Origin of the sequence: Vibrio zhanjiangensis (assembly GCF_030161235.1) — a bacterium.
In the GTDB taxonomy this organism is placed as follows: Bacteria; Pseudomonadota; Gammaproteobacteria; order Enterobacterales; family Vibrionaceae; genus Vibrio; species Vibrio zhanjiangensis.
Window position 1 is genome coordinate 1 of record NZ_BSPW01000051.1, and the last position, 25,259, is coordinate 25,259.

Consider the following 25,259-nt stretch of genomic DNA (forward strand, 5'->3'; position numbering starts at 1 on the left):
CTGGGTACTATCAAAACAGATCAATCACTTAAAGTCATGTCCGAAAATCGGGGGCCACTTCTTCGTGATGATTCTGGATTAGAGGATAAGGTGTTGGATATCGCTCGCAACAATTATTCTGCTAATATTGCTTGGTTCCCAGGGCTTGGAAGATATACCACGACACTCTACAATCCTGTCCCACTCGAAACCCAGGGGCAAGCATACAATGCTCAAGCAGATGTCTCTGATGCAGAGGAATTTTTCTTCGGCTTATTGTTTAATGCTGCCCATGAATTCCCAGGGACTGGCTTACAATGTCTTGCGGCAACAGCCCGCTATAATGCTAGAGCTAAATCTTATTTCAGAGATAGTATTTCAGGCAAAAAAGTTGACAACCCCGTAGGCTATTCGGATCAAATGCAGTATTTCAAATGCAAAGACCCGAACAAATGTATTTGGGATAGGCTCCCTATTGCTCTTCAAGAAGTTGCGATTGATATTGAACGTTTACCGGATTGGATAAGTGACGTTCGAGAAATCGTTGCAGCGCATCCGAGAACCTGTTTCCCATTAAATGGTATTTATTTCCGATTCGGTAAAGCTTCGCAAAGTTACCTAGGTATGAGTTCTGGTCGTGAAACGGCGTTTGTTGGCATAGAATATACGCTTCGGCAAGAAGGCAAAAAAGAGCCAAAGAACTACTTTGTCAACCTAGAAATTGAGCAGATGTCATTGCGCAAATACAATGCTAGACCTCATTGGGGCAAAAATTCTGTGGCGATATTTGAGGACATGCCATCTCGATTCCCGATGTGGCCAGAGTTTTTGCAGGCAAAATCTGAGCTAGATCCTCATAACGTCTTCACTAATCCATTCTGGGAACGAGTGAGTGGCAGTATTCCAATGGAAGATTATTTAACCCCTGGATGCAACGTACGCGGTGAATGCTACTGCCAAACAGACGAGCACTGCCAATCTGGCACTCAGTGTAAAGAGGGGCTTTATTTCACTCAAGCTCGAATCTGTCGTAAATAATATCCAATGCCAGCTGTATATGAATACGGCTGGCCCTCCCACTCCATGCTTCACTAGTTTATATGGAATATCTGATTATGAACTTTACGTTTATGCCGTTCATGTTTGTCACTATGTTGACATTATTCTGCTCAACATCATTTGCCACAACATTAGATGATTTGAGGCCACACGAACCAAGCTCAGATAAAACTTGGGCAGAGCAATGGTTTTACAACGTCGCTGTCCCCGAGCTCGGCTATTTCAAGATCAGTTTACAAACTTATATTGCTCCTAATTTTACTACTCCTGCACCCAAAGCTTATGTTCACTTAGCCTTTACGCCTCTCAATGGCAAAACAGTTAAGTATGATATTTTCCGAGATGAGCTGATATTAAAGGGGTTCGATGACGTAGAGCAGTTCCATTATGAAATACCCGGTATAGTTTTGGCCAATCAAGACTCTTTGCAGGTTTCATACAATGATTTTAATTTTACTATGAGGTGGGATGGAGAACATGCCCACTATTGGAGAGGCTCAAACCCTGGGCAAACTCCATTTGGCATTATTCCAGAAATCCCAGGAGTTGGTGGCAAGTGGTTTCTTTATACTGTAGGCACCCCTATCCAATATACATTCTCTGATGGCTCACATTCTCTATTTGGCTCAGGCTATGCGCAGGTTGATAAAGGTTGGTATGACAAAGAGTCTAGCGCTGGCATGATATACAGTATGGGATTGTCAGACGATCTTTATTATATGTTTACAGGGGCTAAGGTTGGCGATAGCAACTTCGAACTTTGGGCTGGTAGGTATATTTCTGACAAATACGATCTTATCTTCTACCCTGCGATCGGTAATTTATCAGTCAAACGAGAATACGACTCTTGCGCAGGCTACTTTAAACTTGAAATGAACAAGTTGCGATACAAAATGATTATGGAGGTCAATTCTCCATTCGAAAACTTTTACTCTCTGCAGTTTCCTTCTGTGATTATTTTTGGTGGCGAACAAAAGTATATGAAATCAATGGCGGCAAATGTGCAGTTTTCTCTTTATGAGTTCGGGCAATTGGAAGAATCTATTGTAATGGATCAAGCATTACTGGAATTCAGTGGCCCATTTTATTGTGATGATCTTCCCAACGAAAACCGTCAAAAGTAGTACATTATATAGCCGTTTAGAGAGGCTAAACGGCTATATATTAGCTAAGTTATATGGTCTTTGTCAGCATAAAACACAACTCCATCTGGGCTAACCAATAGATCGCCTTTGGCTACACAAGCATTGTTGGAAATGAGTTTGCTCTGTACCTCACAACTTAGCTCTGCCTCAAAACTGTAATTATTTTCCAGTTGATATAAGTCTTGCAAACTTATATCAAGAGTGGCAATTTGAACGTAACTGACGTCATCAGAGAGCGAATAAGAGGCATACAAATTGGTCACAGACCAAGTATTTTCTGCTTGATATTGAACGCTCGCAACCGGTTTTTCCCACCACAAAATTGCCGTTCCTAAATTGGGATCATGTCCCTCCTTTAACCATACACCTTCCCCATCAAATACAGGTTGTGTGTGGGTAAGATAACCGACCACCAATGGAACTTTGACCCTTATCTGCGGTGCAAAGTAGCTTTCCCAGCCCATTGTAAGGTGTTTTATCCATGTTGCAGAAAACCCTACAAGTACAAACTGATATCCATCACATTGTACAACTGGGTAAATATCACTGGGTAAGCTACAAGCTTCTCCTTTGATATTAATATCTCTTACGAATGGAATATTTACCACAGAAAAAAGTGCTGCAACCATGGTTGGAATTAAATCATCTGGCACTGTGCTTGAAGATAATTGTGTCTCAATACCCGCTGCCCAGTCTCGCTCACTACACCAAATACCACTTTTACTGTCCCCACGATACGCCCAGAAAGTTCCGACTTCATAGCCTACTTGTTGGAGCGAAAGATAACAATTCTGATTGCTCAAACCTGAGCCAATAACTTGAGCTAACGCTATCAAATTATTCATATTTCACTATCTCCATTTCAAATGGTATTCTTGATCGAGACAAACGAGCAGTGATTTTCGAGGTCATGCGTTCGATCGCCTCATGTTGTTTTTGATTTTTGGGTCTAAGCGTTAAGGTCACTGCCTGACCCCGCCATGAAGCAACAATAGTCAATCCGGTCATGGGGCCATTCAATAGGCGGAATGTTAGGCTTTTTTCTTCTCTGAGTATTTCGGCATTACGCCATGTAGCGACATGATTAACTTCAGACAATTGACTAACAAGCGATGAAACCAACCCTGTCGAAAACGTATTTTTGTTCGCGCTTTTCTGAACATCCTCTCGATGAGAAAATAGAGAGGCAAACTTACGCCTTAATTCAGGATCTGCATCATGTCTAGACGTCACCCCTTCAACACGCCAATTACGTGAGGAAATTTGTTCAATTTTATTGCTCATCAAGGACCCCTTTTAACTTTTCTTGCCCCCTAATCAATATTGCTTTTTGCCGAGTTAACTCTGCTTTCTGGTGTTCAATTTGCTCTACTCGTTTATCCCAATAATCGATTGATTCTGCTCTGGATCTTTCTTGCAAATATTGACTACGTTTGTCACTGATTAACTGGGTAAGCTCATTGCGCGTTAGCAATTTATCGTCTGCGTTTGACGCCACAAGTACGGCTCGAGACTCGTTCCATAACTGATAAGCAAGAATACGTTCCTCTCGGCAATTATTTTGTTCTTCATCCAGCGTTTTCCATTGAGCTTGCAGTTTTTCCTCCTTGCGTTTGCGAAGAGCAATAAGCTGCCTGATGAAGAGCTTTTCTTGACGGGTAAGTATCATGACTAACCCTTACACAAAGAATGTAATTTGCTTAACGTTTCACTAAACGGTGCTATATCACCCGTTCCTTGACACAGAAAACGCTCAATTTCAGGAAACTTGTCGACGGCTTCATCAGTCAAAAGATCTTGTCCACGCTGATACTCACCAACTCGAATTAAAAGTTGAACATCTTGATACAATGCGATCAGATTCCTTAAATGCTTCGCATCATTTTTGTGTTGCGCTGTCACAATCTGATCCATAACTCGGCTGACGCTTGCGTTAACATCAATAGCAGGATAATGACCAGCTCCTGCAAGTTTTCGTGATAAAACTATATGTCCGTCCAAAATTGAGCGTACTTCATCAGCAACAGGCTCATTCATGTTGTCGCCTTCAACCAAAACAGTGTAGATACCAGTAATACTGCCTATAGGAGCAGGACCAGCTCGCTCAAGTAAGGAAGCCAAATAGACGAAGACACTGGGAGGAAAACCATTTGCTACTGGAGGCTCCCCCGCAGCTAATCCTATTTCCCTAGCTGCACGTGCAAAACGAGTTACTGAGTCCACCATAAGTAGAACATTCTTGTCCTCATCTCTAAAAAACTCGGCAATAGTTGTGGCAGTTAATGCCGCTTTCATTCGTTCAAGTGGAGGTTTGTCTGATGTCGCAACCACGAGCACCGTTTTTTTTCTTACTTCAGGTGGCAAGCAATACTCTATAAATTCACGAACTTCTCTACCTCGCTCTCCAACCAAGGCTAAAATAATCACATCAGCCTCACAGTTTCCTGCCAGCATCCCCAAGAGAGTACTCTTACCGCCGCCTGCCGCTGCGAAAATCCCTACCCGCTGACCAACTCCTAACGTTAACGCAGAATCTATGGCTTTCACTCCAGTGTGCATCACTTTACTAATGAGCTTGCGTTTAAGTGGGTCTGGTGCACTGCCTTGGTTATCACGCCATTGTCCAAACCATTCTCCTTGATCCATTGGTCGACCTAAACCGTCAACGACCCGCCCCAGAAGATCTTGGCTTACTTTCACTCTATGTCCATGTCCCAATGGCTCGACTTGCATTTCAGTTCCAATCCCTGTCGTACTTTGAAATGGAGAAAGCCATGCTTCCTCACCTTTAATTGCTACAACTTCGGCTTGAAGAGTGTCTCCTATCAAACAAAGTTCTCCCAGTTTTGCATCAGGTAAGGTAGATCGAATTAACGTCGAGGTTACTTCAAGGATTTTTCCAAACCTGCGGAACGGCTTAATATCAGGGAGTTCTGGAAAAAGTTCTTTCTCAAGTATTTCTGTTAGTTGAATGCTATCCGGCAATTGCATTTGGAGCCTCCGCTAATACATCTACCCGTCCTATTACTTTTATACTTGCATCTTCACCAATTTCTTGAAATGAAAGCACGGGCGTCATGGGCATCGATGGTTCAATAATCTTTCGTAAATAACGTCTTATATCTAAGGAAGTAGAAACCACGCATGGAACGTGTTCTGGTACCTTAGCCTTAATCAAAGCAATGATATTTTGTTCATCTTCTGGTTCGAGAGCGCTATACGCACCGACAGCAGACTGGCGTATTGATTCTCGAATCTGATTTTCTATCCCGTCACCGATTAAAACCATAGGAATCCAACCTTCTGCGACAGTAAATTTGCGTCTAATATGCCGTCTTAACGCAACACGAACGTATTCTGTGAGCATAATGGTGTCTTTTTCTTTAGACGCCCACTCGACCAATGTCTCGAAAATTGTTCGTAGATCTCGAATGGAAATGTTTTCCTCGACAAGACGCTGCAGTATTTCGGTAATTTTGCTCACCGGTAACAACCGCTGTAATTCCTTAACAAGCTCTGAATAACGCATTTCCATTGAGTCCATTAAATAACGCGTTTCTTGTACTCCTAGGAATTCTTTGGCGAAGTGTTGTGTTGCCATCTCAACAAGGTAATTAACAATATCGTTACCTTGATAATGTTCCGAACCCGTTGTAACGATCTCATCGATATGATCAAACGAATACCAATGCAATGTTTGCTGGTTAAATGATAATTTGCTTTGTTCACCTTCTATTCCATCAATATTCTTTAGTACCAAGATTGTCTGTCTGGGGATATGTAGCTTTACTATTGGTTCTTGGTACAGGAATAATTCAAATGCTTCACTTCTATCATTTCGCAACGTCTGGAGCTGAATTTCAGGCAAAGGCAAACCAAGCTTTTCAAACAGTTTCCATCTCAAGCCCTGCAATGATTTGGACAGATTTTCTTGCATGATATCACTGCCAATTGCAAGCATGAGTGGTACAGCTCCCGGTGTCATTTCTTGATCTATAGACTCTTCTTGTCCTGCGTGAGAGACAAATCCTTGGCTCTGCTCTTTGACGTTGTTTTTTCTCATGAGCCAAAATGATGCTCCCAAAACAGTAAGTCCTAGAGGCCCAAAGACAAACCAAGGAAACCCCGGAATAATGGCGAATACAAACATCACCGCCGCCGCCATTTGAAGAGAAGAGGGTTGACGTGAAACTTGCTCAATAAGCTCGTTGGCAAGGTTATTCTTTGTTTCGCCAGGTACTCGTGTAACAATCAACCCCGCGGTGATAGAAATAAGCAGTGAGGGAATTTGAGCAATCAGTCCATCACCAACTGATAAAAGAGCATAAGTATTAATTGCGTCAGATGCAGACATATTATGTTGTAAAACGCCTACCGCTATCCCACCAAAAATGTTTGTTAAAATGACAATAACACTTGCAATGGCATCACCCTTAACGAACTTCATTGCCCCGTCCATAGCCCCATAAAGTTGGCTTTCTTTCTGGACAATGGAACGCTGGCGTTTGGCCTCTTTTGCATCGATGATTCCAGCTCGCATGTCGCCATCAATACTCATTTGTTTACCCGGCATTCCATCAAGTGAAAATCGTGCACTGACCTCAGCAACACGTTCTGAACCTTTGGTAATGACGATAAACTGAACTATGGTGATGATGGCAAACACAATAATGCCAACAGCAAGGTTGCCTCCAACAACAAAGTCACCAAAGGTATAAACGATCTCGCCAGCGTCATGCTGTAGTAAAATCAATCGGCTAGTACTAATTGTCAATGCCAAGCGATACAGCGTTGTTATCAACAACATTGAGGGAAATGCAGAAAATTCGAGCGGATCTCGAATATATATCGCAATCATCAAAAGTATAATTGACATACCAAGATTCAAGGCAATCAATACATCGACTAAAGTAGTTGGCAGAGGCAAAATCATCATAAAGACGGCGATAATCAACATCGCACTCAAAATAATATCTTGCCTACCAGCCACTTTAGCCAACCAACGCGTTGCTACTGACATAGACGTTTTCCTCCCGCCAACTGCATGAGAAATTCCCGCTGTTTTTTGCATACATCAAACCACTGCCGTGCATCAAACTTAGGTGGACAGAAGGTACTAATAAAAAGCTGATCTTTGATGGTAAAGAGGCGTTGAGGTAAGCCCCTAAAACGTTCCGGTTGGTTTGTCTTTAGTGCACTTTCTAAATCGAGGTCACGAATGTCGATTAACCATGAGGTTAACATTAGACGATCATCCATAACTTCAAGCCTTAGACCATAGGGGGATTGATGTATCTCAAGGATATCTTTAGGCTCTATTCGAGGCAGTCTAAGTAAAGAATTTAGCTGTTCTATGTTTCTTAGTACTTGTAGATCCATAATCGCTCCTATCTAGTCAACACAGACATAATGGCGCGATTTACATGTCGGGAATATCAGGTCTACACCTGAAAATGGCCCCAGACTATGCTGGGGCCTTGGTGTCTATGCTGCATATTGTGTTATGAATTTCTGTACCTCATCATAACATTCATACCACTTACTTTTCTCGATGGTTTGACCTGTTAAATCTTCTGCATATGCAATTTCTTCATCTCGTATTTGTTTATACCTGCCGTCAAGTTTTTCTGTCGACGTTTTCGCAGCTTTGATGAGTTCTCCTTGCAATATCTGCTCCTGCTGCTCAGCTGCCATATTGGTAAGATTGAGTGACTTACCTGTATTTTTGAGTGAATCACCAAGCAACTCAGCGATACGACTGTTGTTTGTTCTCTCGTCCAACCGTCTTAGCGCTTCATCAATACGCTGCTGAGTCATTTTTTCTCTAGCCCTTTCATTGGCATCGTTCAACCCCAAAAAATTACTAGCCGCAATAAGATTTAACATTGTCCTAGCGAAAAATCCACCAACTGACAGAGCACCTAGACCAGCTAGAGCGGCAATTGCAATAGCGCCCCCCCCCTGTTCCAACGATCGACATCACCCCAATTACGGCTGCGGCTGCCGCACCAATAGAGCATGCAGCCGTCGTAACCACGGTAAAGGTTCGTGCTTTCCAATCCATCTCAGACCATAGATTTTTTATATCATGCCAAGCTCTTTGTATCATTCCAGTTTTACTGGTTTCAAAACAATCTCGAGAAAGTGTCCCTACATCTTGTAACGCTTGACGCTGCATCGTATACATAACCATCGCTTGAGCTCGGTCCTTAAAACTTCCTTGGTTTATGATTCCCCTCATTAGGGCATTCACCATCACTTCCGTCGTTCTATGTTGTGTGACGACATTTACCGCTTTGTTTTCAGACCATGTTTGTACTATTCCACCAAGTATTCTCGCCATCGGTTGAGCAACAGCAACACCTGGCATTAATGCCGAGACAAGTAACCCTGCTCCATTTGCCACAAGACCACCACCAGCAAGCCCTTTTACTGCAGCAGCCATATAGGGTGCACTTTGAGCAAGATGCAACAGGGCGATCATCTCTGGCGTCATAGATAAAGCTTCTTGGCTAGGTAAAAACTCTCTGCGACCTTGAAGAATATCTTTTACCTGATTTTCTACTGTCCCAGTACTCCAGATGGTCGTTGCCATAGCGGCAATATCAGAACCAAAGAAGCCACCATTAGTACTGACAATCTGAAAAACATGATTTAAATTACCAGCGAGAGCTTGCGACTCTATGGGGTGAGACATCGCCCAATGATGCAAATCAACGAGCGCCTTTTTAACACTATCATGGCTGAGGCCAACCTGACCTGAACGTAACGTTACAAAAAGTGATTGATATGCTTCTGTATAGCCACTTATACCGGCTTTAGCCATCTGCCGCTCGAGAAGCAGCATGCTCATATCGGGCCGATAGTCACCCGATAAACTTCCTGCTACATTCTGTTTGACCCAAGCAGACCATGACTCAAAACTATTTCCGATGTCACCTGGATAACCTTTTTCTTGTTTAATCTTATGGTCAAACCTTGTCAATTCAAGCAATCGTCTCTCATATTCATAATCAAGAAGCTGGATATCTGCATTTAGAGAATCAATTTTAGGTTTGAGGTGAGCCAATTCTTGCTGATCTAACCGACGTTGCAGTTCATTTCGTTCCGCCACCAGTTCTCTGACTTTTTCATTGTTTTTCCTCAAAGCAGGCAAGAACGTGAGGAAGCCTTGCAAGTTTAACCGTTTCCTAATAGAGACTATCGAGTTGTCTAACATGGCATCTACTCGAGCCAATTTATTGCTTAAAAGTACTTTTGTATCGAGAACTTGCTGAACGGCATGACAGTGTGTTTTTAGGTCATTGAAATGACTCAACTGCACATTTATATCTTTAATTGTCAACTCTACTTGGTGTGTGACTTCACTACCAACCAATTTGGCATGTGGCAAAAAAGCCGTTAGGGCTGAAACATAGTCTGCCAATGCGGCCGATTTTTCTTCGATATAATCAGAATAGCGAGGTAGATTTTGGGTCAGGTTATCGACTAACCGGCCACTTTCCAGATCAGCATAGAGGTCAACTCCTCCATGATTGTTTAGTTCAAAAGTAATGGTATTCCTTTGATCCAACCACGAAGAACGATATTGAGCTTGGATAATATTCTCAGCCAATTGGCGAGTTTCATCATTTGATGAACTTTGAATCAATTCCTTTTTTGCCAAGTCACTGAGATTAAGATCATTATAATCGTCAAACTCTTCAGGAATTAGAGTGTTATTTTTTGCGATTAACCACTGTTGTCCAGTTATGGCCCACAGTGTCGCAACAAATTGCTCGTCTTGATGATTGTCTATTTGCATATGTTGTTGAAAATAGCTGGCAAAAACGGCGGCGCTATGACGGAGACTCGCCAATTTGCCCGACACATTTAGACGTTCATCTATACCGTGGCTTTCTTTACTCAGCTGCTTTTGACTCTGATTCAACGCCTCTGCGATCAGCAAAATAGCGCCAAGCTGTGCTTTTTGCTCTGCTTTGGGAAAAGCGGTGGTTACATCATCAGCTAATGTAGGTATTCTCTCAGCAAATATTTCGGAAAGTACTCGCAAATTTACCACGGACATAGATGAAGCGTACTGAGCAAGTTTGTTAGGTAAGCTTTGAGCCAGCGCTTTCTTATCTAGAGCCTCAGAGTCTGTAACAAGATCAAAACATAAGCGTTTTAGTTCGGGAGTCATTGCCGATTGAAGCTCCTGCGAACACGATGAGTAAAATTGATGAAAATTTTCATACCCATTGGCATTTATCTTCCAAGTTACCTGATAGTTGTCGATTAACATTCCATTTTTACTTAAAAGATCCATTTCCCGATTTAAGCGTTCACTAAGTTGCTTCGCATTATTGCGCTCTATTGGGGTCAAACTTTCAAATGCACGACCTACTGCCCGTATAGCACTTTGTAATTGTGCCACTCTAGTGGAAAGAGTATCGAGATTCTCTGTAACATCAGATCCTAGTGCAGGGTTGTCAAACAAATTAGTTAATGGCTGCAAGTAATTGTCTAAAGAGGCATTATTGAGTATTTTATTGTAATTATTAACCTCTTTTTGAAGCTGTAGCATAGAGTCTGTCTCACTGTAAAACAAACTACTTACGTAGGACAGAGAGCTCGGGATTGGTAGAATACGAGGTTTTTCGAATTGTGAGATTGCTTTTCCTAGTTCATCTAAACAAGAAGCTAAGGTGGCATCACATCCTACAAATAACTTTTCCGTTCGCTTCACATCCATCAACTCATGGCCGGTAGAGCGGCCAACTGGAGAATTTCTCTCTACTCTATTGTTACCAATAGGATCATTCATTATTTGCTTGACTAACCGAGTACTTAGGGGGGTTCCACCACTTAGATCCATTTGTTCGGCAATTTTATCCACTACCTCTTCGCTGTACTCATGAGAAAGAGCGTTGATAAACACGCACAAAACTTTTTGGTTTTCTTCTGTTTGGCTCCGAGTAAAATCTTTCACCGCCGGCAAATTGTTGAGTAACGGTATATTACTCATCCATTGCAATATTTTATCGGCGAAACCAAATTTAGCTGTGACTAAGATAGGATCGCCTGCAGGGCTGTCAGACAATGCAAGTGGGTTGTTATTGATGTTCTGAGTAAATTGGTTAAGTTCAATAGACATGTTCATTACCTCTTAATCGAGCGATGTCTTCACTTGAAAGCTCTTTTAATTGGAATATGCTTTGTAATTTTTCGTACCTGTTTATCACCTCAGCCAATTTCGTAATGATTTCTTCTGTATATTCAACATGTTCAATTTTCGCCATGTAGAGTAGTGCTTGACTATTATCCTCATAAAAGATGTAGCCCGCTTCAATCTGATTAAGCGTGTTATTCACCAATAAAGCGTGCTTTAGAAGCGTTAGCTCATGCTCTGGCTCGACTTTGGTTAGCATACATGTAAGGTCCCAACACTCACTTTGAGGTTTTATGGAAATAAGAAGATGACTGTCGAGCAACAACATACATTGATTCGATTGATCAAATTCAAGGGGTAAACCCAGTTGCTCACCAAGTCGATTTAATGCTACTTCATGATTCATATGTGCTCTCTCCCAATTTTTTCACTCATTCCATTGGTCTAGAAGTTCAAGCATGGTTTCCTGAACATGTTCTTTTTGCTCGGGATCGCGAAAACATGCCTGCGACATTACTGCAAGTAAGTCTTTCCAACGGCGCAAGAAAATAACTTTTCGTTCACTAGCCAAACCCAATCGTTCAATAATCAGAGACAAGAAATCAGGGTAGACCCATGACTGTTCAAGTAGCTCTATTGTTGCAGACATCACTGAAGAAACTTCAACTCCCATGGCCCGAGCCAACGCTCCGCAATGGTCTTCAAACGTAAGAAAAAGCAATAATCTTTTCAGATCAGCGACCACGGCCGCAACCATAGTCATATCATCACGTTTTTGTCCTTCATCGAGCGGCTCTGACATTGAACGAATGAGAATTCGAATATACTGACGTCTATCTTTCTGCTGTTCCAACAACTCAAACCAGTGTGCCAAGCCCTGCTCTCCTCGTTTTGCGTATTGATATAGCTGCCGAAGAGCACGTAAGCCTTCTTTGTCAATATTCATACCCTGTGCGGCAGCAATAACTTCAAGGTCAATGCCTTCCTCATCCAATATTTCGCTTAAACGTTTTTTCAGCTCCTTCTTTATCGATGGAGATAGCCCTTTGAAACTCATCAAAGATGTCAGAATTAAGGCAATTTTGCCTTTCTCCAAGCCTGACTGTTCTAACGCTGCAAAAATCTGATTGGCGGTTTTTAATTGGGACAATTGCTCAGTCATGTGGTTGATTGACTGACGTGCCATTTTGTCCATTTGTTGAAGAATTCTCTCCATACCATTGAACATCGGATCTTTATGTTCGAGATTGAGCTTTTTCATCACACTACTGAGTCCAAGGCTCAATCCTTCCATTGTTTCTTCTAACGCCTCTTGCCTCACTTCAGCAAGCGCGGCAGTAGCGAGCGATGCTGTGGACTCGGTCGTTACCACCGAACTTGTTTGGTTATGAGAAAAGGCATTGAACTCTGTGTGTAAGTTTGCATCTACTCTCATCACTCACTCCCCGCTCGCTCTGGTTTTAAACATGTTATTTTGTGAGAAAGAATCAAGCAGCAGCTGAAGTTGTAAGTCTAAGTTAAATCGTACTACCAAATATTCCGAGGATAATTCAGCTTGAGCGCCATGCAATTCTGGCTTTATCTCAACCTTAAGTTGTCCACTGAATGCTTTTTCCATCGCTAAATAATGCTCTTCCGGCACGAAGAGTATGAGGTTACTTTGACCACTTTGATGGGCGACATGATCGCTAAGTTGCTTTATCATAAAGTCGCTAACATCCTGTTTATTAGACCATTTTTCTATAACGCTACGCATTTGATGACGAATTCTATCTTTCATATTGTCAATTAAGTTGCGTTCAATATCCGTTTGCTGGACTAACCAAGTAATGGCCTCTCTAACAGCTTGTCGCTGCGCTTCCTCTTTCCACGTTGCTTCCAACTCCAGAGCTTTGTTATGCGCTTCCTGTATTACCTTGTCTGCCTGATGATATGCATTATCTCGTTTGACTCGAGCTCGGCGCACAATCGCAGCAATACGACTACGAGCCCTAGACTCACAGCCCTTAGAACGGAGGGAAGATTCAATACTTTGTTTTGAGACAGTCTCTCCGGTCTTTTGGAGCTCACAATATGTCGCTGAAATAGAAAATGGCTTCATAAAAATCTCTCTAATCTGAACATCCAACCGATGGTGGTTTCAACTTCAACCTGAGATAATTCAATCGGGGTTTCCATTATGGGTAAACTGAGTGACAACATGGCCCAAAAAGGATGCTTAGACCAATAATGATATAAAGCACTCGCGGAATAATATTCCGCATTTTTTATCATATTCTCAGGCGTCCACATTGGCGGCTCAGTACCGTGAGGCCACAGCGCAATGAGCTGTTCAACCTGACTCTGGGTGAATCTATGTAATATTATTTCTCGGTATTCATTGGTCCAAATATAATCAGGACAGCCTTGAACGATTAAGCCACTAGAGGGTAATAATACCGATAGCTTTTTAACAACTGATAACCATTTTTTTATAACTTCTATATCTTCAGTAAGCCAAACATTTTCACAATTAATGCGGCTTAGGATTGCGTTATTTAGTCTTTGGCTAACCAAATCATTCCGTGTTGCCAACTCTTTCCATGCATCCAGTTCCAGCTTTTCCCACCACTGAAAATGAAGTCTAGAGCTCACATTGCGTAACGTTCTGTTTATTTGGATAACATCAGATGACATAATTAATAATCCCTTTTACGTCTTATCGATAGGCATGCAACCCCAGCAATAAATACACTTCCCAAGCCAATCGTGATCGGTGTTTTATTGGCTGCAATCCAATTTTGGAGATCATTCCAATCATTCGAAGCCGTACTCTGCTGCACAACCGGTTGATAGCGAAAGTCAGCAGGCTGCAAAAACAAGCTGATATTTTCGTACTCAAGATCGGGCACTGCATTTTTGATCAAATTGCGAATTTGTGTTTCAGAACTACTTAAATTGGCCTCTGGTGAGTACTTTATATACACTGCAGCGGATTTATCTGTCGCGTTGGAATGATTGTTAGACCCACTTTTCAAATTTTGAGCAATCGAAACTCTGGCACTAATTACACCATCCATGTTCGATAAGGTACGCTCTAGCTGCTGCTCTTTTAGATAACTCATTTTTGCCTCTTCTTGAGCAGGAGAAGAAACAAGTTGACCCGATGGGAACAATTGCTCAATATCAACGTAGTTCGCTTTCGGATACCCGTTTTGTCTTAACAGCTCCACTGCATTGATAAACTGATCTTTATCTATTTTTAGTGTCACTTTTCCAGTTTTAACATCAATATCTGAGTTCACGTCGATATGGTTGAGCATCAATAACGCCACCATTTGATTCGCTTCAGATTGGGGGAGGTTTTGGTAAAGCTCTACCTTACAACCTGTCAGAAAAAGAGCCAAAACTAGAGTTAGCCATCTGAATTTCTTCATTGCATAGTCACCAATTTATTGATCGATTGAGAAAGACTTCCCGCAGTTTTCGCCGCAAGATCCACCTCTACTACCGCTCGCGTAATTAACTTCTGACTCTCAATAACTTGCTCGGGTGATATACCTCCAGAAGAAATAGCGCTAGTGGGCGAGTCGACTAATTCACTCATCTTTGACGTCTCAGTGACTCCCTGTTTCATCAATTGACTGAATTTATCCACTAGCACTTCATCTGGATTAACAGATTCAGCCTGCTTAGCTAATGTATTGGATGCAGCTTTTGCAATTGCACTAATCTCCATCATGACCTCCAGTAATAAGTGAACATATTTTTTGGGTGTCGACATTCTCTAAAGGTGCCTGATAAAGAAATCGCAACCCTTCGACTTTGGGAGTATGTAAACCGTTGAGTGCTCGAATTGCTTGAGACCTTTTATCCAGTGCGAAATAAATTAAGCTTTCACAAATACGTCTATCTTCTTCATCCGTAATCAAATAGGGAAATGCCGCCAAAATACACAATGCATTTCGTTCCAGTCGATGATTCGCGGCGGCTAATGCCGCTTCAACAAGAAGTTGTTTATCTGAACGTTTCATATTTTCGAAATTATCCCCTGCACCATATCTTTAACGGCTTTAATTAAGGCACTTTCATATCCCATAAAGTTTGAATATTGTTGTACCGCAAACTGAGCTTTTAGCATTTCATCTGGGTTGTTGGGATCAGCCTGTGCCATCTTGGTCTTTATATCTTGTGCTGATTGAGCTGATTTAAGAGATAATTCATTGATAATTGCATTTAAATCCATAACAAACTCCTACCTTCTTCCAGCCCGCAAGTCAGAAGGACTGCAGTGATAACGCTTCTTAAAGGCGCCTATAAAATGAGAATGACTGCTGAATCCCGCATCAAAGGCTACATCAGCTATTTTCCGGTCTGTCTCCAGAATGGTTTGTTTGGCGTAACTTAAACGTTGCTCGGTAATCCAAGCCTTCGTTGATTGACCATAATATTTGTAAAATGCAGTGTTTAACTTAGTGACATCCATACCCAACAATTCAGCATATCGTGTCACAGACCACTGCTCATAAATGTGTTTGCTTACGAAGTCGAATATTTTGTCATTGGGGTCTGAATATTGATTCAGAAGATTCGAAAAATAGGGTTTGTCCATTTCTAAACAATAAGTAAAAACGAAGCGAAGCATGACACTTTTACTCACTTTATGAAGTTGCTTAATCACGTTTACAAGTTCATCGAAAATAGGCACGGCTTTCACCGATTTATTTACTACCTGTTTGTCGACATAGTTTTGATTGATTAGCTCTGTAAGCAGATGATAAACTTGGCAAATCTCACCGGGGTAAAAGAAGACGCTCATCCAATCATTGCGGTTTGCCGCATGTATTTCAGCTTCTTCTGTAACCATAACCAATTGATTAGCGCCAATTTCTGTACGTTGACCTTGATAATCGATATGACCTTGTTTATTAAACAATACGACTTGTAATGCTTTCATATCAATGACCTTCTATTTCTGAGCATAGGAATAGTTTGCCAAGGTCAAGCAATATCTGGTATCAGGTCTTCACCTGAGTTATGACTTAATAAGTAGAAATAAAACGGATTTAAAAAGCCCCCGTGATTTACGAGGGCTCATCTGTTACAGTTTGTATCGAAAACCAAACCGTATTACTGATTCTGATCAACCTTGTCGATCAAATCAGACACGACTTGTTGGACACTCTCAAAGACCATGTCCACATCCTGATTACCCGCTAGTTTTTCGATTTTGCCACTTTGTAAATCATCAGAATGTATCGCTTTCAAACTCGGCTCAGTAGTGCCTTGAAGATCTATTGATTTTGTTCTCAAAGCCTCAAGCTCTCTCTTAAGACGCATGTTCTCATCCGTTAAAAAATTAACTTTGTCGTCGACCTCCTGCTTTTCGCTTTCTACAGATTTGAGTTTGCTGCTAAGTTGTTCCATTTTCTCTGTCACATTTTTATAATTACTCTCGAGCTGTTTTTGAACATGGTTGACTTTTTGTTCCCAATGGTTGCGTTCAACATCACTAATCTCTTGTAATTTGGCCAAATGAGTTTTTTGTGCAGCGTCTTTCATCGCCATAAGTGAAGTATCAAGACTAAAAGCGACTTCTTTTTTATGGGAATCGAGTTCAGCTTTCGCTTTATCATGAGAGATTTTATTACTGCCCAATTTAAAGCCTAATATTTCATTCCCAGCGGCGGAGGCACCGATTTTTGCTAGCTTAGTTGTTGATATTGCACTGGTAGCAGCCCCCAAGCCTGAAGGCACCGATACTGTACCCGCGTACAAGGTCCCTATTGTTAAGCCCAATCTAAGCGTGGCTGATGTTGCACGAGCCCAGAATTCAGCACGATCATCCTGCATGCCCATTTTCTCAAGAAGGGCATAAACCAGATTCGACAGGGTATCAGTCCCCATTTTTAGGCCTTGTTCTCCATGGGCTGCTTTATACCAGTTTGCAGCGGCACACCCAGCATCAGAGACTGCAAGTGCAAATGCCACACCAGCGGCTGCCGTCAGAGGAACGCCCAAACCACCACTAATAACGGTTGCTGCAATTGATAGACCAAGTCCGACCCCAGCAATGGCGACATTAAATAATTCTTTGAAAAACGCACTCTTAGCGACATCTATGCCTGCTTTCTCAGCCTGTTTATATAAGTGTGCTGATTTTTCGATAAGTACCTTAGTGTTTGATTGGTGAGACTCTCGATGAGACAAGAACTGCTCCTGATTGGCAGAGACCGCGAGGTCCAAGTTGGAAATCACATCATGTGATGTTGGTAAAGGCACTTGAGACACATCGAATTCTTTTACCGGCGACTTTGGCACGTCAACATCAAGATAACTGCTTACTTGAGATAATCTGGAATTTGAGACTTCGAAGGGCATAACCATGACTTAGCTCCTATCAATTATGTTTGTTGGTTTCGTCTAATAAAGACTGAGCAAGTTGCCTTATCTCTGGTTGCTCCGGTGATAAAAAACTTTGCTCTATGCTTGTTCGTAAGGCATCTAACGCTTCGTTAGGGTTATTGAGAGCCAAGTAACACTGACCAATTCTAAAAGTAACACCCGCATCACAAGCATCCATCAATGAGGCATAACCATAAAATATCAGTGCATTTTCAAATTGTTCTAGTGCATGTAATGCCGATGCCAACCCAAATATGTATTCTCTATGCCACGGATTATTCATAACTAGGTACGTGAAATGCACCATAGCATCAGCCATATCACCATTCTGGTATTTTTCTAAAGCATCTTGATAGATATGTACCAAAGCTTCTTCATCAATATTGTTCAATTGACCCAGTGTTTGGTGACCATTGATAACTTTCTCTATTGACAGTGCAACTTGATTGAAATCGACAGAAAAAGCATCGTTATTCATCATAAAATCTCCGTTAATATTGGGAGCAACATTAAGGTGTTACCCCCAATTCTCTTATGTATCAATTAATTGCGAACCGCTGAAGTAATACGACCATGAAGCTCAACAAGCTCTTTAACAAGTGAACGCATTTGATCGGAAATTTGACGAGCTTTGTCACTCAATTCATTCACATTCTTGGCATAGTTTTGTGAGTTCATTGCTTTAAACTCCCCATCCATTTTTTCCATTTCTGCATCTTTTGTCATTGAAGCGGAAACGGTTGAGCCAACGCCATCCACACCTTTACCTAATGCCTGCCCTAGGTGGCTAGCAGCCTCGCCGAATTTTCCGCTTGCACCAACACCGGCCATTCCAATGACACCAGAAAGTATTTGCAGTCCCCCAGCCCAAGCTGCAGATTCGAAAGCGCTTTTTATTGAGTCTCTCTTTGCATCCATTGAGGCTTCTTGCATGTCCCAACCGAGTAATTGCTGTTTTTGATTATATTCTTGCAAAATATTTCTAAGCTTTTGAAATATCTCGGCCAACTTCACGATTAACTCATTTAGCTGGGAGATTGCATCCATTGCTTCACTTCCCGAAACATCGTGACCATAATCCAAATTATCGCAGACATGATCCGCTGTCTGAACTGTTGTATTATTTTGAACTTGTGTACTCATAACATCCCCCTTAGCTACACTGCTGAAGTCGCAATGCGAGCTTGTAACATACCGGACTCATTGATAACTTTTGTTGCGCCATCCAAAGAGTCTCCTTGCTTATCAACTAAGTCTTTAATCGTTTTGGACTGTTGCTCTTTGGCTTTGTCATACCAGTCATAGCAAAACTCCATAAGATTTTGTTTTAGAATTAGTTCCTCGATCTGCTTTTGAAGCTTGGCTTTTTCTTCTGTCACAATGCCACTTGTAATTGCTTTACCAGACCCTGCAGATGCTCGAATCAAATCCAGCGATGTGTAGGTGCATGCTTTGATGATCGTTTTAATTACTTCATTACGTACAGCAGTCGTGACTTGTTTGGTAATCTCTTGAGCTGTTAGCTGAACACCTTTTTCAATAGCGGCTGTAGCAGCACGCTCAACTGATTTTGTGACCAGTTGTTGAATGGCTTCTTCGCTAAAGGCTTTCGCTAGTGATTTTGCGATTTGACCACCGCGTTCTGCTACTTGTTCTACGCCTTTTGTCACCCCATTCATCAGTTGCTTGCTAACTTGCTCGGCAACTTGTTCAGACACTTGTTTACCCACTTGCTGAGCGATATTGGTGACTTCTTGCGTGGAACCTTTTGCTATGCTTTCAACCAGCTTAGGTGCTGCTTCTTGCATTGCTGTGTCAGTTCCTTTTGCAATGGTTCGAGTCGCAGAAATCGCTCTTCCGGCTTGGAAAATATCCAGTGCCATTGCCACAACTTCTGCACCAAGTTGGACTTTTCCGGCAACATCGATAACTTGCTGGCATTTTTCTTTGTCAGCACCGCATAAAATTGCTGTTTCTGCAGCAGCCTTGACCATACCGGCAATGCCAGCAGTAAGGTAAGCGGCCCCACTCGCCATATCCATGGCACCGCCAACTACATCTCCAACAGCGACTCGCGCAGCGCCCTCTATGAGCTTGAACACTCCAATGACTGCTTCAACAGCACCTACGATCCAATCAAAGATCGCACCAAAAATTCCACCTTTATGCGCCTTTTCTGACTGTTCGATACGCTTGCTGAGTTGCTCTTGAAATTCTTTGACTTGTTGATCACGAAGTACGGCTTGGGTATCTGTCATTAGCCTGGCAGCTTTCGCTGCAGCATTCGCAGTATCACCAAAGGTTTTTAATCCTAGATTTGCGGACATCAAAACCATGTCATTCATCGAAGCTTTTTCAAGCTGACTTATCGTCGCACTATCATCTTTGTGAAATGCAGAAAGTACACGTTGTAGAGCTTGACTCGCGGCATCAGAACTTACAACGCTTCTGTTACTTTCGCGATCACTTTCAATAACCTCAACTAAACCTTCCATCAAACCAGAAGAAGGTAAGCTTGATTTGGTCTCTTTAATACTATCAAGAGGTTCAGCATCTGATGTTCGGCTCACTGCTGTTTGAGTATTGAAGTTAACACTAGTCATGGCATACCTCCTGATTAAGTTGAGCTAAACCTTGTTTCGCCTTCACGGCTATATCATCCCATTTGCCATCTTCATGACATTGACAAACTCTAAGAGCTGCCTTGTAGGATTTCATCGCATAATCTTTGTTGCCGACCGCGAGATAGTTTCCCGCAGCAAAATAAGGACTACGTGGGTCTTCAACTTTTATGATCCCGGCTCGGCCGAAGCAAAAGATCGCTTCTTCATGCTCCTTGAGCTGATGACAACATGTGCCTAAGGCAAAAAAGTAATCGAAATTCCACTGGTCAATTTTCATCAACAAGTAAAATATTCTTTTAGCGCCTTCATAATCGCCATAGTTCATTAGTTGTGTACCGTAACGATAAAGAAGGTTTAGATCTTTCTCATCGACATCCGCTAACATTTTTAAAGACCCACCTTGCTGGAGAAATGTCTGCAATGTCTCAAAATCTTTTTGTTCCATAATTCCTCCTAACGGATATTTTGTGCGATAGATTTGTTCATTTCTGCCAACATGGTCTGCATGCTGTTAAGCAAACTCACGGTGACATTGTAGGTTTGCATAATTTTCTGTAACTGCAGCTGTGATTGAGAAACAAAGTCAGACGCTCGATTTGAGACCGTTTCGAGGGCCGACTTTACCGCTTTCAACTTACCTTGATCTAAGCCACCTGCGGCTTCTAAGGCACTGGCTATATGTTGCATGTGAGCTTTGCTAACTTGTTGACCTGACATATAACCCACCTCAGGTAAGCCCCATATGTAGTCACAAGCTCTTTTACCATCAACTTTGATACCATGTTGGTCCATGTATGTTACGACATCTTGCCAACTGTATGACTGCATGCCCTCTGGTCCACACGCTTCAATTTTCGCTTTGAGCTTTTCAAGATAAGTGGCTGAGGGATCATTGGCTTTCAAATAATCCTTAATTGACATACCATCGACAGAAAAGCCATTATCACTCATATATTTAATGACTTCTGGTGGGATTTTTCCTGTCGCTTTATCACCCTCTTTTGCAACTCCAGCAATCACTTCATCGACACGATTTGCCATATCTTGTGCATTACGTGACACATCCGCTTTTGCTTGCATTTGACTGTATTTTGCGTCTGCTAATTCGGACAACAAATTCATAAATAAATATAAAACAGCCACACCACCAGATAATACACAGTCACCTTTTATTGCGTTATCTAGCTCAACTTTGTCATTATTTACTGACAAAGGAGCATTGACGCTTTGATCAATTTGAAGCATAAAAACTCCTTATTATTTTCTAATGAATTCTTAAAGGCACTTATCGGATATTCTGTGCTATTGATTTATTCATTTCTGCTAGCATTGTTTGCATACTATTTAATAAGCTCACAGTGACATTGTAGGTTTGCATTAATTTTTGCAACTGTAGTTGCGATTGAGAGACAAAGTCAGATGCTCGATTTGACACTGTTTCTAAGGATGCTTTAACCGCTTTTAACTTGCCCTGATCAAGATTATTTCCATTCTCTTTCAAATACTGGTCAATCGTTTTGCCATCGACCTTGAAACCATTGTCACGCATATAGTTGACAACATCTTCAGGTAGTTCACGAGTGGCTTTATCACCTTCTTTTGCCGCTTCAGCAACCTTTTCATCCACTCTATTTGCCATGTCCTGAGCGGTACGAGAAACGTCTGATTTTTGTTGCATTTGGCCATACTTTGCATTTGCCATTTCAGAAAGAAGGTTCATGAACATATAGAGCACAGCGATACCACCTGAGAGTACACAATCCCCTCTAGACGCTATAGTGTTTTTTATATCTTCACTTTGTTGTGAGTTGATGATGCTGGTACCTTGAGTACCTGATGTATTGTTAAAGTCAACAGCCATAATATATTCCTCTAATTTATAGATTGTTACTACAAGCTGGGTTCTAAATAGAGAGTTCACCATTTAGCATCTCAGTTTGTAGAGTTATCATAAAACAGCTATTAATATTTATATTTCCAATATCAAAATAAAACACAATTAAGTGGTACAACCAGATAATTAAAGTGTTCTTATTAATGAAATAAAAAACCGATATAACATGATTGTCATATCGGGAAATGTGAAGATATATAACGTAAATAAAATTATTTACATATAGTTTTTATATTGTTTTCTTTTCGGCTTCGGCAAAGCTTCTTCGTTTTTCTTATCTGAATCCCCCATTGTTTTGAAGCCTTCTTGCAACTGTTTAAAATTCTCTTCGAGCAGAGTTACTTTTGACATGATAGCCTGCTGAGAATTCTGAATCCCCTCAGGAAAAGCTTGATTGAGCTTTTCTAGTTTAGCTCGGGCTTGTGGATCATGACTGGCTCGTTCTACCAATGCTTGAATTTCGCCTTGAAGTTGCTGAAATTCTCTCATTTGCCCAGCCAGTACACTTCTACGATTGTTCAAATCATCCATTACAGCTTTAATATCATCAAATGCGTTCATAGTTATCCCCTTTGGAAAATTGCCCTATATCTACTTATAACGTTTCGCCAAAATGCTTATAACATCCTTTGCAGCATCAATCGCTCCATTAAGTGTTTGGGTGTGTTTATGTGGTTCATGAATCAGATCCGCCTTCATGCGATCCAATTGGTTAATCAAAGTATCTTTGATTTGAGGATCATTTTTTAAACAGGTCTCTAGATTCGTAATACGTGCCATAATGCCTCCTATCTATAGAATGAATGGTACATGGATGACCTCACCGTCACGGCTTAAGTCCAATCCTTTTAAGTCAATGTGGCTGACGACATAACCGCTTTCTAATTTGCTATTCATTTGGAGACGAGTGCCATTACTCAATTCGACAAATGGATGACTTGTATTGCCGCCAAAGCTGACTATCTGACCTGATAAGTAGCGGGACAAATTGTCTCTTACAGGAATATTTTCGAACCTGAGATCAACCATCTGACCGGTGTTTGACATGAGATTTTTATTCACTTGTTTTATTTTGGCACGCATAACATCATTAACTTGACCAGTCACTAAGATGCTTTCTTGTCGCCTTTCAACCATCACACCGTCCAGCAAGTTATTCTCGCGCAGTGCAGCAACGAATTTTTGAACATAGCCCCCCATATCATTGGCCACTTGCCAATGCTTCAGCCCCTGAATTTGCGCCAACTCTGTTGTGACCTTATCCCACTGTTCTCCCGACTGAATCGCCCCTGAAATTCTCACTTCCCCCATACGACGAGTTGGAGCCACATGCACGTTCTGGTAACCATTAGCATTGAGTACTGACTCAACATTACCGACTAATTTATCTGTGCAGACTGCTTTGGCATTGAACCGGATAGAGTGCAATTTAAGCCCTTCTTTTAGTTTTGCCATTGACGTTGAGTTGTCGCAATATCCTGTCAAGGTCACAATCCCATCAGCACCCCAGCTTGCGTTCACTTGGTGTAGCGCTGGTATATTGAGCTCACTTTGAAGCCATAGCTGAGGATTAAATACAGGCTCTCGTTTGGCTGGCAGCATAAGCACAAGTATCATCGTCGCTAGAGCGAATAAAGTGGTCCCTAATAAAATGAGGTGACTCAAGCGGCTTTGTGTTCTCGTTAAACGTGGAGGCAGTTTCTGCCACGCAAGCTGTTGGTCGCAATAACCTAAAATGAACCCGACTCCCGATAGTTCAATCGGTTGACCTAGAGGCAAATACTCTGAGATCTTGGCTTTTATACCATTCACCCACACATCTATGCTGTCTTTTACTACCACTCCTTGCTCATCAACACTGATGTTTATCGCTTCACGTTGACCTAGTGGTACCATGATGTCACCACTGGGTCCCATAGAAAGATCACCCGAAGGGAGTTTAAGCTCTCTCCCTTGCATGGGTCCTGTGAGCCACAAGAGTTTGATATTGGGTTCCATAAACAGTCCTCGTTATTGATTAACGGGTTCAGCTTTGATTAAAAACAAACGCATGACGCTCTGTTTGCTGTGGTCTGTGCTTCTAAACAGCCCACCCAGTAGTGGAATATCACCGAGTAACGGAATTTTGTTCTCTACTGTATGATCTTTATCTTGAACAAAACCACCAAGTAACAAACTTTCTCCTGTTCTCAACGTCGCCTGAGTTGCAATCTCTGAGTTCTCCACTTGGGGCAGTGGGTCTTTACTGCTAATAGGTTTAGCTTGCTGGCCATCTTGAATATTAAGTGACAGCATCACTTTATTATGATGATTTTCATTCACAAGCCTTGGCGTGACTCTGAGTAAAGAACCCGTTGTGACAGACTCAAGTTTAGCGACTTTTTCACCTTCCACTTTTGTGTAAAAGGTAACATTTTTGTCCAGTACTGCTTGCACATTATTCAAGGTGACAACCGAAGGCCTAGACAATACTTTTGCTTTGGAATTTTGCTGCAAAGCATTCAGTCTCACCATAAAGTTGCCTGTATTACCAATCACAGTGGAGAAATTGTCGCTACTTAAGCTTCCTTGATTGAACGTAACGCTGCCCCCACCAATCTTAGCGGCAGCAGACCAATCAATGCCTAATTGATTGAAATCAGAGGTATCAACATCAATAATTGTCACAGACACTTCAATCATGGTCGGTGTAATATCCAGTTGCTTAATCAGAGATGCATACATAGTCATGTCTTGCTTATTTGTTCTAACAATGACGGCATTTTGTCTCGAATCTGCCGAAAAGCTTGTGGTATCTCCTTTTGATTCTGAGTTGTCTTCTTGTTCAATTTGCTTCAATACCGACACAACGCCAGGTACGGTGACATCTTGACTACGATAGCTATACACAGTGTCAGTCGCTGAAGCATATTTAAGTGGGAAGATACGCACTTCTTTTTGCGACTTAGCATGTTGCTGAGAATCTGTCATTACTGAGGGATCTTGACGGGATAAATACCATTCGACTCTGTCGTATCCTTACA

The 25,259-nt window shown here is 41.7% G+C and carries 30 protein-coding genes; 2 read left to right on the top strand and 28 right to left on the bottom strand.

Annotated elements, in window-relative coordinates; all coding sequences use genetic code 11:
• Both QQK21_RS12500 and QQK21_RS12505 read left to right on the top strand, forming a co-directional pair.
• Window positions 1-1,017: D-arabinono-1,4-lactone oxidase (locus QQK21_RS12500; protein ID WP_284192528.1), on the top strand; the 1,017-nt coding region annotated here is incomplete at its 5' end.
• A 77-nt stretch (window positions 1,018-1,094) separates the two neighbouring features.
• Complete coding sequence (locus QQK21_RS12505; RefSeq protein WP_284192529.1) at window positions 1,095-2,162, top strand: hypothetical protein; 1,068 nt, start codon at window positions 1,095-1,097, stop codon at window positions 2,160-2,162.
• Between the two features lie 44 nt (window positions 2,163-2,206).
• On the opposite strand, the gene QQK21_RS12510 is transcribed toward QQK21_RS12505, so the two are convergent.
• The 28 genes from QQK21_RS12510 to QQK21_RS12645 form a co-directional block, all read right to left on the bottom strand.
• On the bottom strand, window positions 2,207-3,028 hold the full coding sequence (locus tag QQK21_RS12510; protein ID WP_284192530.1) for a hypothetical protein: 822 nt from the start codon (window positions 3,026-3,028) through the stop codon (window positions 2,207-2,209).
• Window positions 3,021-3,467 (bottom strand): hypothetical protein, encoded by a 447-nt coding sequence (locus tag QQK21_RS12515; RefSeq protein ID WP_284192531.1) that lies wholly within the window; start codon window positions 3,465-3,467, stop codon window positions 3,021-3,023. The genes QQK21_RS12510 and QQK21_RS12515 overlap by 8 nt, the downstream gene beginning before the upstream one ends.
• Entirely contained in the window at window positions 3,457-3,852 is a 396-nt protein-coding gene (locus QQK21_RS12520) for a hypothetical protein (RefSeq protein ID WP_284192532.1), read from the bottom strand. The genes QQK21_RS12515 and QQK21_RS12520 overlap by 11 nt, the downstream gene beginning before the upstream one ends.
• 2 nt (window positions 3,853-3,854) lie before the next feature.
• Complete coding sequence (locus QQK21_RS12525) at window positions 3,855-5,174, bottom strand: FliI/YscN family ATPase (protein WP_284192533.1); 1,320 nt, start codon at window positions 5,172-5,174, stop codon at window positions 3,855-3,857.
• Complete coding sequence (locus tag QQK21_RS12530) at window positions 5,158-7,203, bottom strand: EscV/YscV/HrcV family type III secretion system export apparatus protein (RefSeq protein ID WP_284192534.1); 2,046 nt, start codon at window positions 7,201-7,203, stop codon at window positions 5,158-5,160. The genes QQK21_RS12525 and QQK21_RS12530 overlap by 17 nt, the downstream gene beginning before the upstream one ends.
• On the bottom strand, window positions 7,194-7,562 hold the full coding sequence (locus QQK21_RS12535; protein WP_284192535.1) for a hypothetical protein: 369 nt from the start codon (window positions 7,560-7,562) through the stop codon (window positions 7,194-7,196). The genes QQK21_RS12530 and QQK21_RS12535 overlap by 10 nt, the downstream gene beginning before the upstream one ends.
• Window positions 7,563-7,667: 105 nt before the next feature.
• Window positions 7,668-8,069 carry a hypothetical protein gene (locus QQK21_RS12540; protein ID WP_284192536.1) on the bottom strand — a complete coding sequence of 134 codons (402 nt, stop codon included), beginning with the start codon at window positions 8,067-8,069 and terminating at the stop codon, window positions 7,668-7,670.
• A gap of 4 nt (window positions 8,070-8,073) precedes the next feature.
• Window positions 8,074-11,319, bottom strand: coding sequence for a type III secretion system effector BopA family protein (locus QQK21_RS12545; RefSeq protein ID WP_284192537.1), 3,246 nt, complete (start codon window positions 11,317-11,319; stop codon window positions 8,074-8,076).
• Window positions 11,309-11,740, bottom strand: coding sequence for a chaperone SicP (gene sicP / locus QQK21_RS12550; protein ID WP_284192538.1), 432 nt, complete (start codon window positions 11,738-11,740; stop codon window positions 11,309-11,311). Before sicP ends, QQK21_RS12545 begins: the two co-directional genes overlap by 11 nt.
• A gap of 21 nt (window positions 11,741-11,761) precedes the next feature.
• Window positions 11,762-12,769, bottom strand: coding sequence for a TyeA family type III secretion system gatekeeper subunit (locus QQK21_RS12555; protein ID WP_284192539.1), 1,008 nt, complete (start codon window positions 12,767-12,769; stop codon window positions 11,762-11,764).
• 3 nt (window positions 12,770-12,772) lie between these two features.
• On the bottom strand, window positions 12,773-13,435 hold the full coding sequence (locus tag QQK21_RS12560) for a type III secretion protein (protein WP_284192540.1): 663 nt from the start codon (window positions 13,433-13,435) through the stop codon (window positions 12,773-12,775).
• Window positions 13,432-14,010 carry a type III secretion system domain-containing protein gene (locus QQK21_RS12565; protein ID WP_284192541.1) on the bottom strand — a complete coding sequence of 193 codons (579 nt, stop codon included), beginning with the start codon at window positions 14,008-14,010 and terminating at the stop codon, window positions 13,432-13,434. Before QQK21_RS12565 ends, QQK21_RS12560 begins: the two co-directional genes overlap by 4 nt.
• A 2-nt stretch (window positions 14,011-14,012) precedes the next feature.
• Entirely contained in the window at window positions 14,013-14,750 is a 738-nt protein-coding gene (gene sctJ / locus QQK21_RS12570; RefSeq protein ID WP_284192542.1) for a type III secretion system inner membrane ring lipoprotein SctJ, read from the bottom strand.
• Window positions 14,747-15,052, bottom strand: a complete 306-nt coding sequence (sctI, locus tag QQK21_RS12575) for a type III secretion system inner rod subunit SctI (RefSeq protein ID WP_284192543.1) — start codon at window positions 15,050-15,052, stop codon at window positions 14,747-14,749. Before sctI ends, sctJ begins: the two co-directional genes overlap by 4 nt.
• Complete coding sequence (locus tag QQK21_RS12580) at window positions 15,042-15,347, bottom strand: EscG/YscG/SsaH family type III secretion system needle protein co-chaperone (RefSeq protein ID WP_284192544.1); 306 nt, start codon at window positions 15,345-15,347, stop codon at window positions 15,042-15,044. The genes sctI and QQK21_RS12580 overlap by 11 nt, the downstream gene beginning before the upstream one ends.
• Complete coding sequence (sctF, locus tag QQK21_RS12585) at window positions 15,344-15,559, bottom strand: type III secretion system needle filament subunit SctF (protein WP_284192545.1); 216 nt, start codon at window positions 15,557-15,559, stop codon at window positions 15,344-15,346. The genes QQK21_RS12580 and sctF overlap by 4 nt, the downstream gene beginning before the upstream one ends.
• A gap of 9 nt (window positions 15,560-15,568) precedes the next feature.
• Window positions 15,569-16,270 (bottom strand): helix-turn-helix domain-containing protein, encoded by a 702-nt coding sequence (locus QQK21_RS12590; protein ID WP_284192546.1) that lies wholly within the window; start codon window positions 16,268-16,270, stop codon window positions 15,569-15,571.
• 173 nt (window positions 16,271-16,443) lie between these two features.
• Window positions 16,444-17,700 carry a hypothetical protein gene (locus QQK21_RS12595; protein ID WP_284192547.1) on the bottom strand — a complete coding sequence of 419 codons (1,257 nt, stop codon included), beginning with the start codon at window positions 17,698-17,700 and terminating at the stop codon, window positions 16,444-16,446.
• A gap of 13 nt (window positions 17,701-17,713) precedes the next feature.
• The gene (locus tag QQK21_RS12600) at window positions 17,714-18,199 is read right to left on the bottom strand and encodes a type III secretion protein (RefSeq protein WP_284192548.1); all 486 of its coding nucleotides are present in this window, start codon (window positions 18,197-18,199) and stop codon (window positions 17,714-17,716) included.
• A 62-nt stretch (window positions 18,200-18,261) separates the two neighbouring features.
• A complete protein-coding gene (sseD, locus tag QQK21_RS12605) occupies window positions 18,262-18,861 on the bottom strand; it encodes a type III secretion system translocon protein SseD (protein WP_284192549.1) in 600 nt (199 codons plus the stop codon).
• A gap of 14 nt (window positions 18,862-18,875) precedes the next feature.
• Window positions 18,876-20,321, bottom strand: coding sequence for a type III secretion system translocon protein (locus QQK21_RS12610; RefSeq protein ID WP_284192550.1), 1,446 nt, complete (start codon window positions 20,319-20,321; stop codon window positions 18,876-18,878).
• Entirely contained in the window at window positions 20,314-20,787 is a 474-nt protein-coding gene (locus QQK21_RS12615; RefSeq protein WP_284192551.1) for a SycD/LcrH family type III secretion system chaperone, read from the bottom strand. Before QQK21_RS12615 ends, QQK21_RS12610 begins: the two co-directional genes overlap by 8 nt.
• Before the next feature lie 8 nt (window positions 20,788-20,795).
• Entirely contained in the window at window positions 20,796-21,587 is a 792-nt protein-coding gene (locus QQK21_RS12620) for a secretion protein EspA (protein ID WP_284192552.1), read from the bottom strand.
• A gap of 40 nt (window positions 21,588-21,627) precedes the next feature.
• Complete coding sequence (sseB, locus tag QQK21_RS12625) at window positions 21,628-22,203, bottom strand: type III secretion system translocon protein SseB (protein WP_284192553.1); 576 nt, start codon at window positions 22,201-22,203, stop codon at window positions 21,628-21,630.
• Window positions 22,204-22,452: 249 nt separating this feature from the next.
• Entirely contained in the window at window positions 22,453-22,797 is a 345-nt protein-coding gene (locus QQK21_RS12630) for a hypothetical protein (protein WP_284192554.1), read from the bottom strand.
• A gap of 30 nt (window positions 22,798-22,827) precedes the next feature.
• On the bottom strand, window positions 22,828-23,016 hold the full coding sequence (locus QQK21_RS12635; RefSeq protein ID WP_284192555.1) for a hypothetical protein: 189 nt from the start codon (window positions 23,014-23,016) through the stop codon (window positions 22,828-22,830).
• 12 nt (window positions 23,017-23,028) lie between these two features.
• A complete protein-coding gene (gene sctD / locus QQK21_RS12640) occupies window positions 23,029-24,234 on the bottom strand; it encodes a type III secretion system inner membrane ring subunit SctD (RefSeq protein ID WP_284192556.1) in 1,206 nt (401 codons plus the stop codon).
• 12 nt (window positions 24,235-24,246) lie between these two features.
• Window positions 24,247-25,206 carry an EscC/YscC/HrcC family type III secretion system outer membrane ring protein gene (locus tag QQK21_RS12645; protein WP_284192557.1) on the bottom strand — a complete coding sequence of 320 codons (960 nt, stop codon included), beginning with the start codon at window positions 25,204-25,206 and terminating at the stop codon, window positions 24,247-24,249.
• Window positions 25,207-25,259 lie beyond the last annotated feature (53 nt).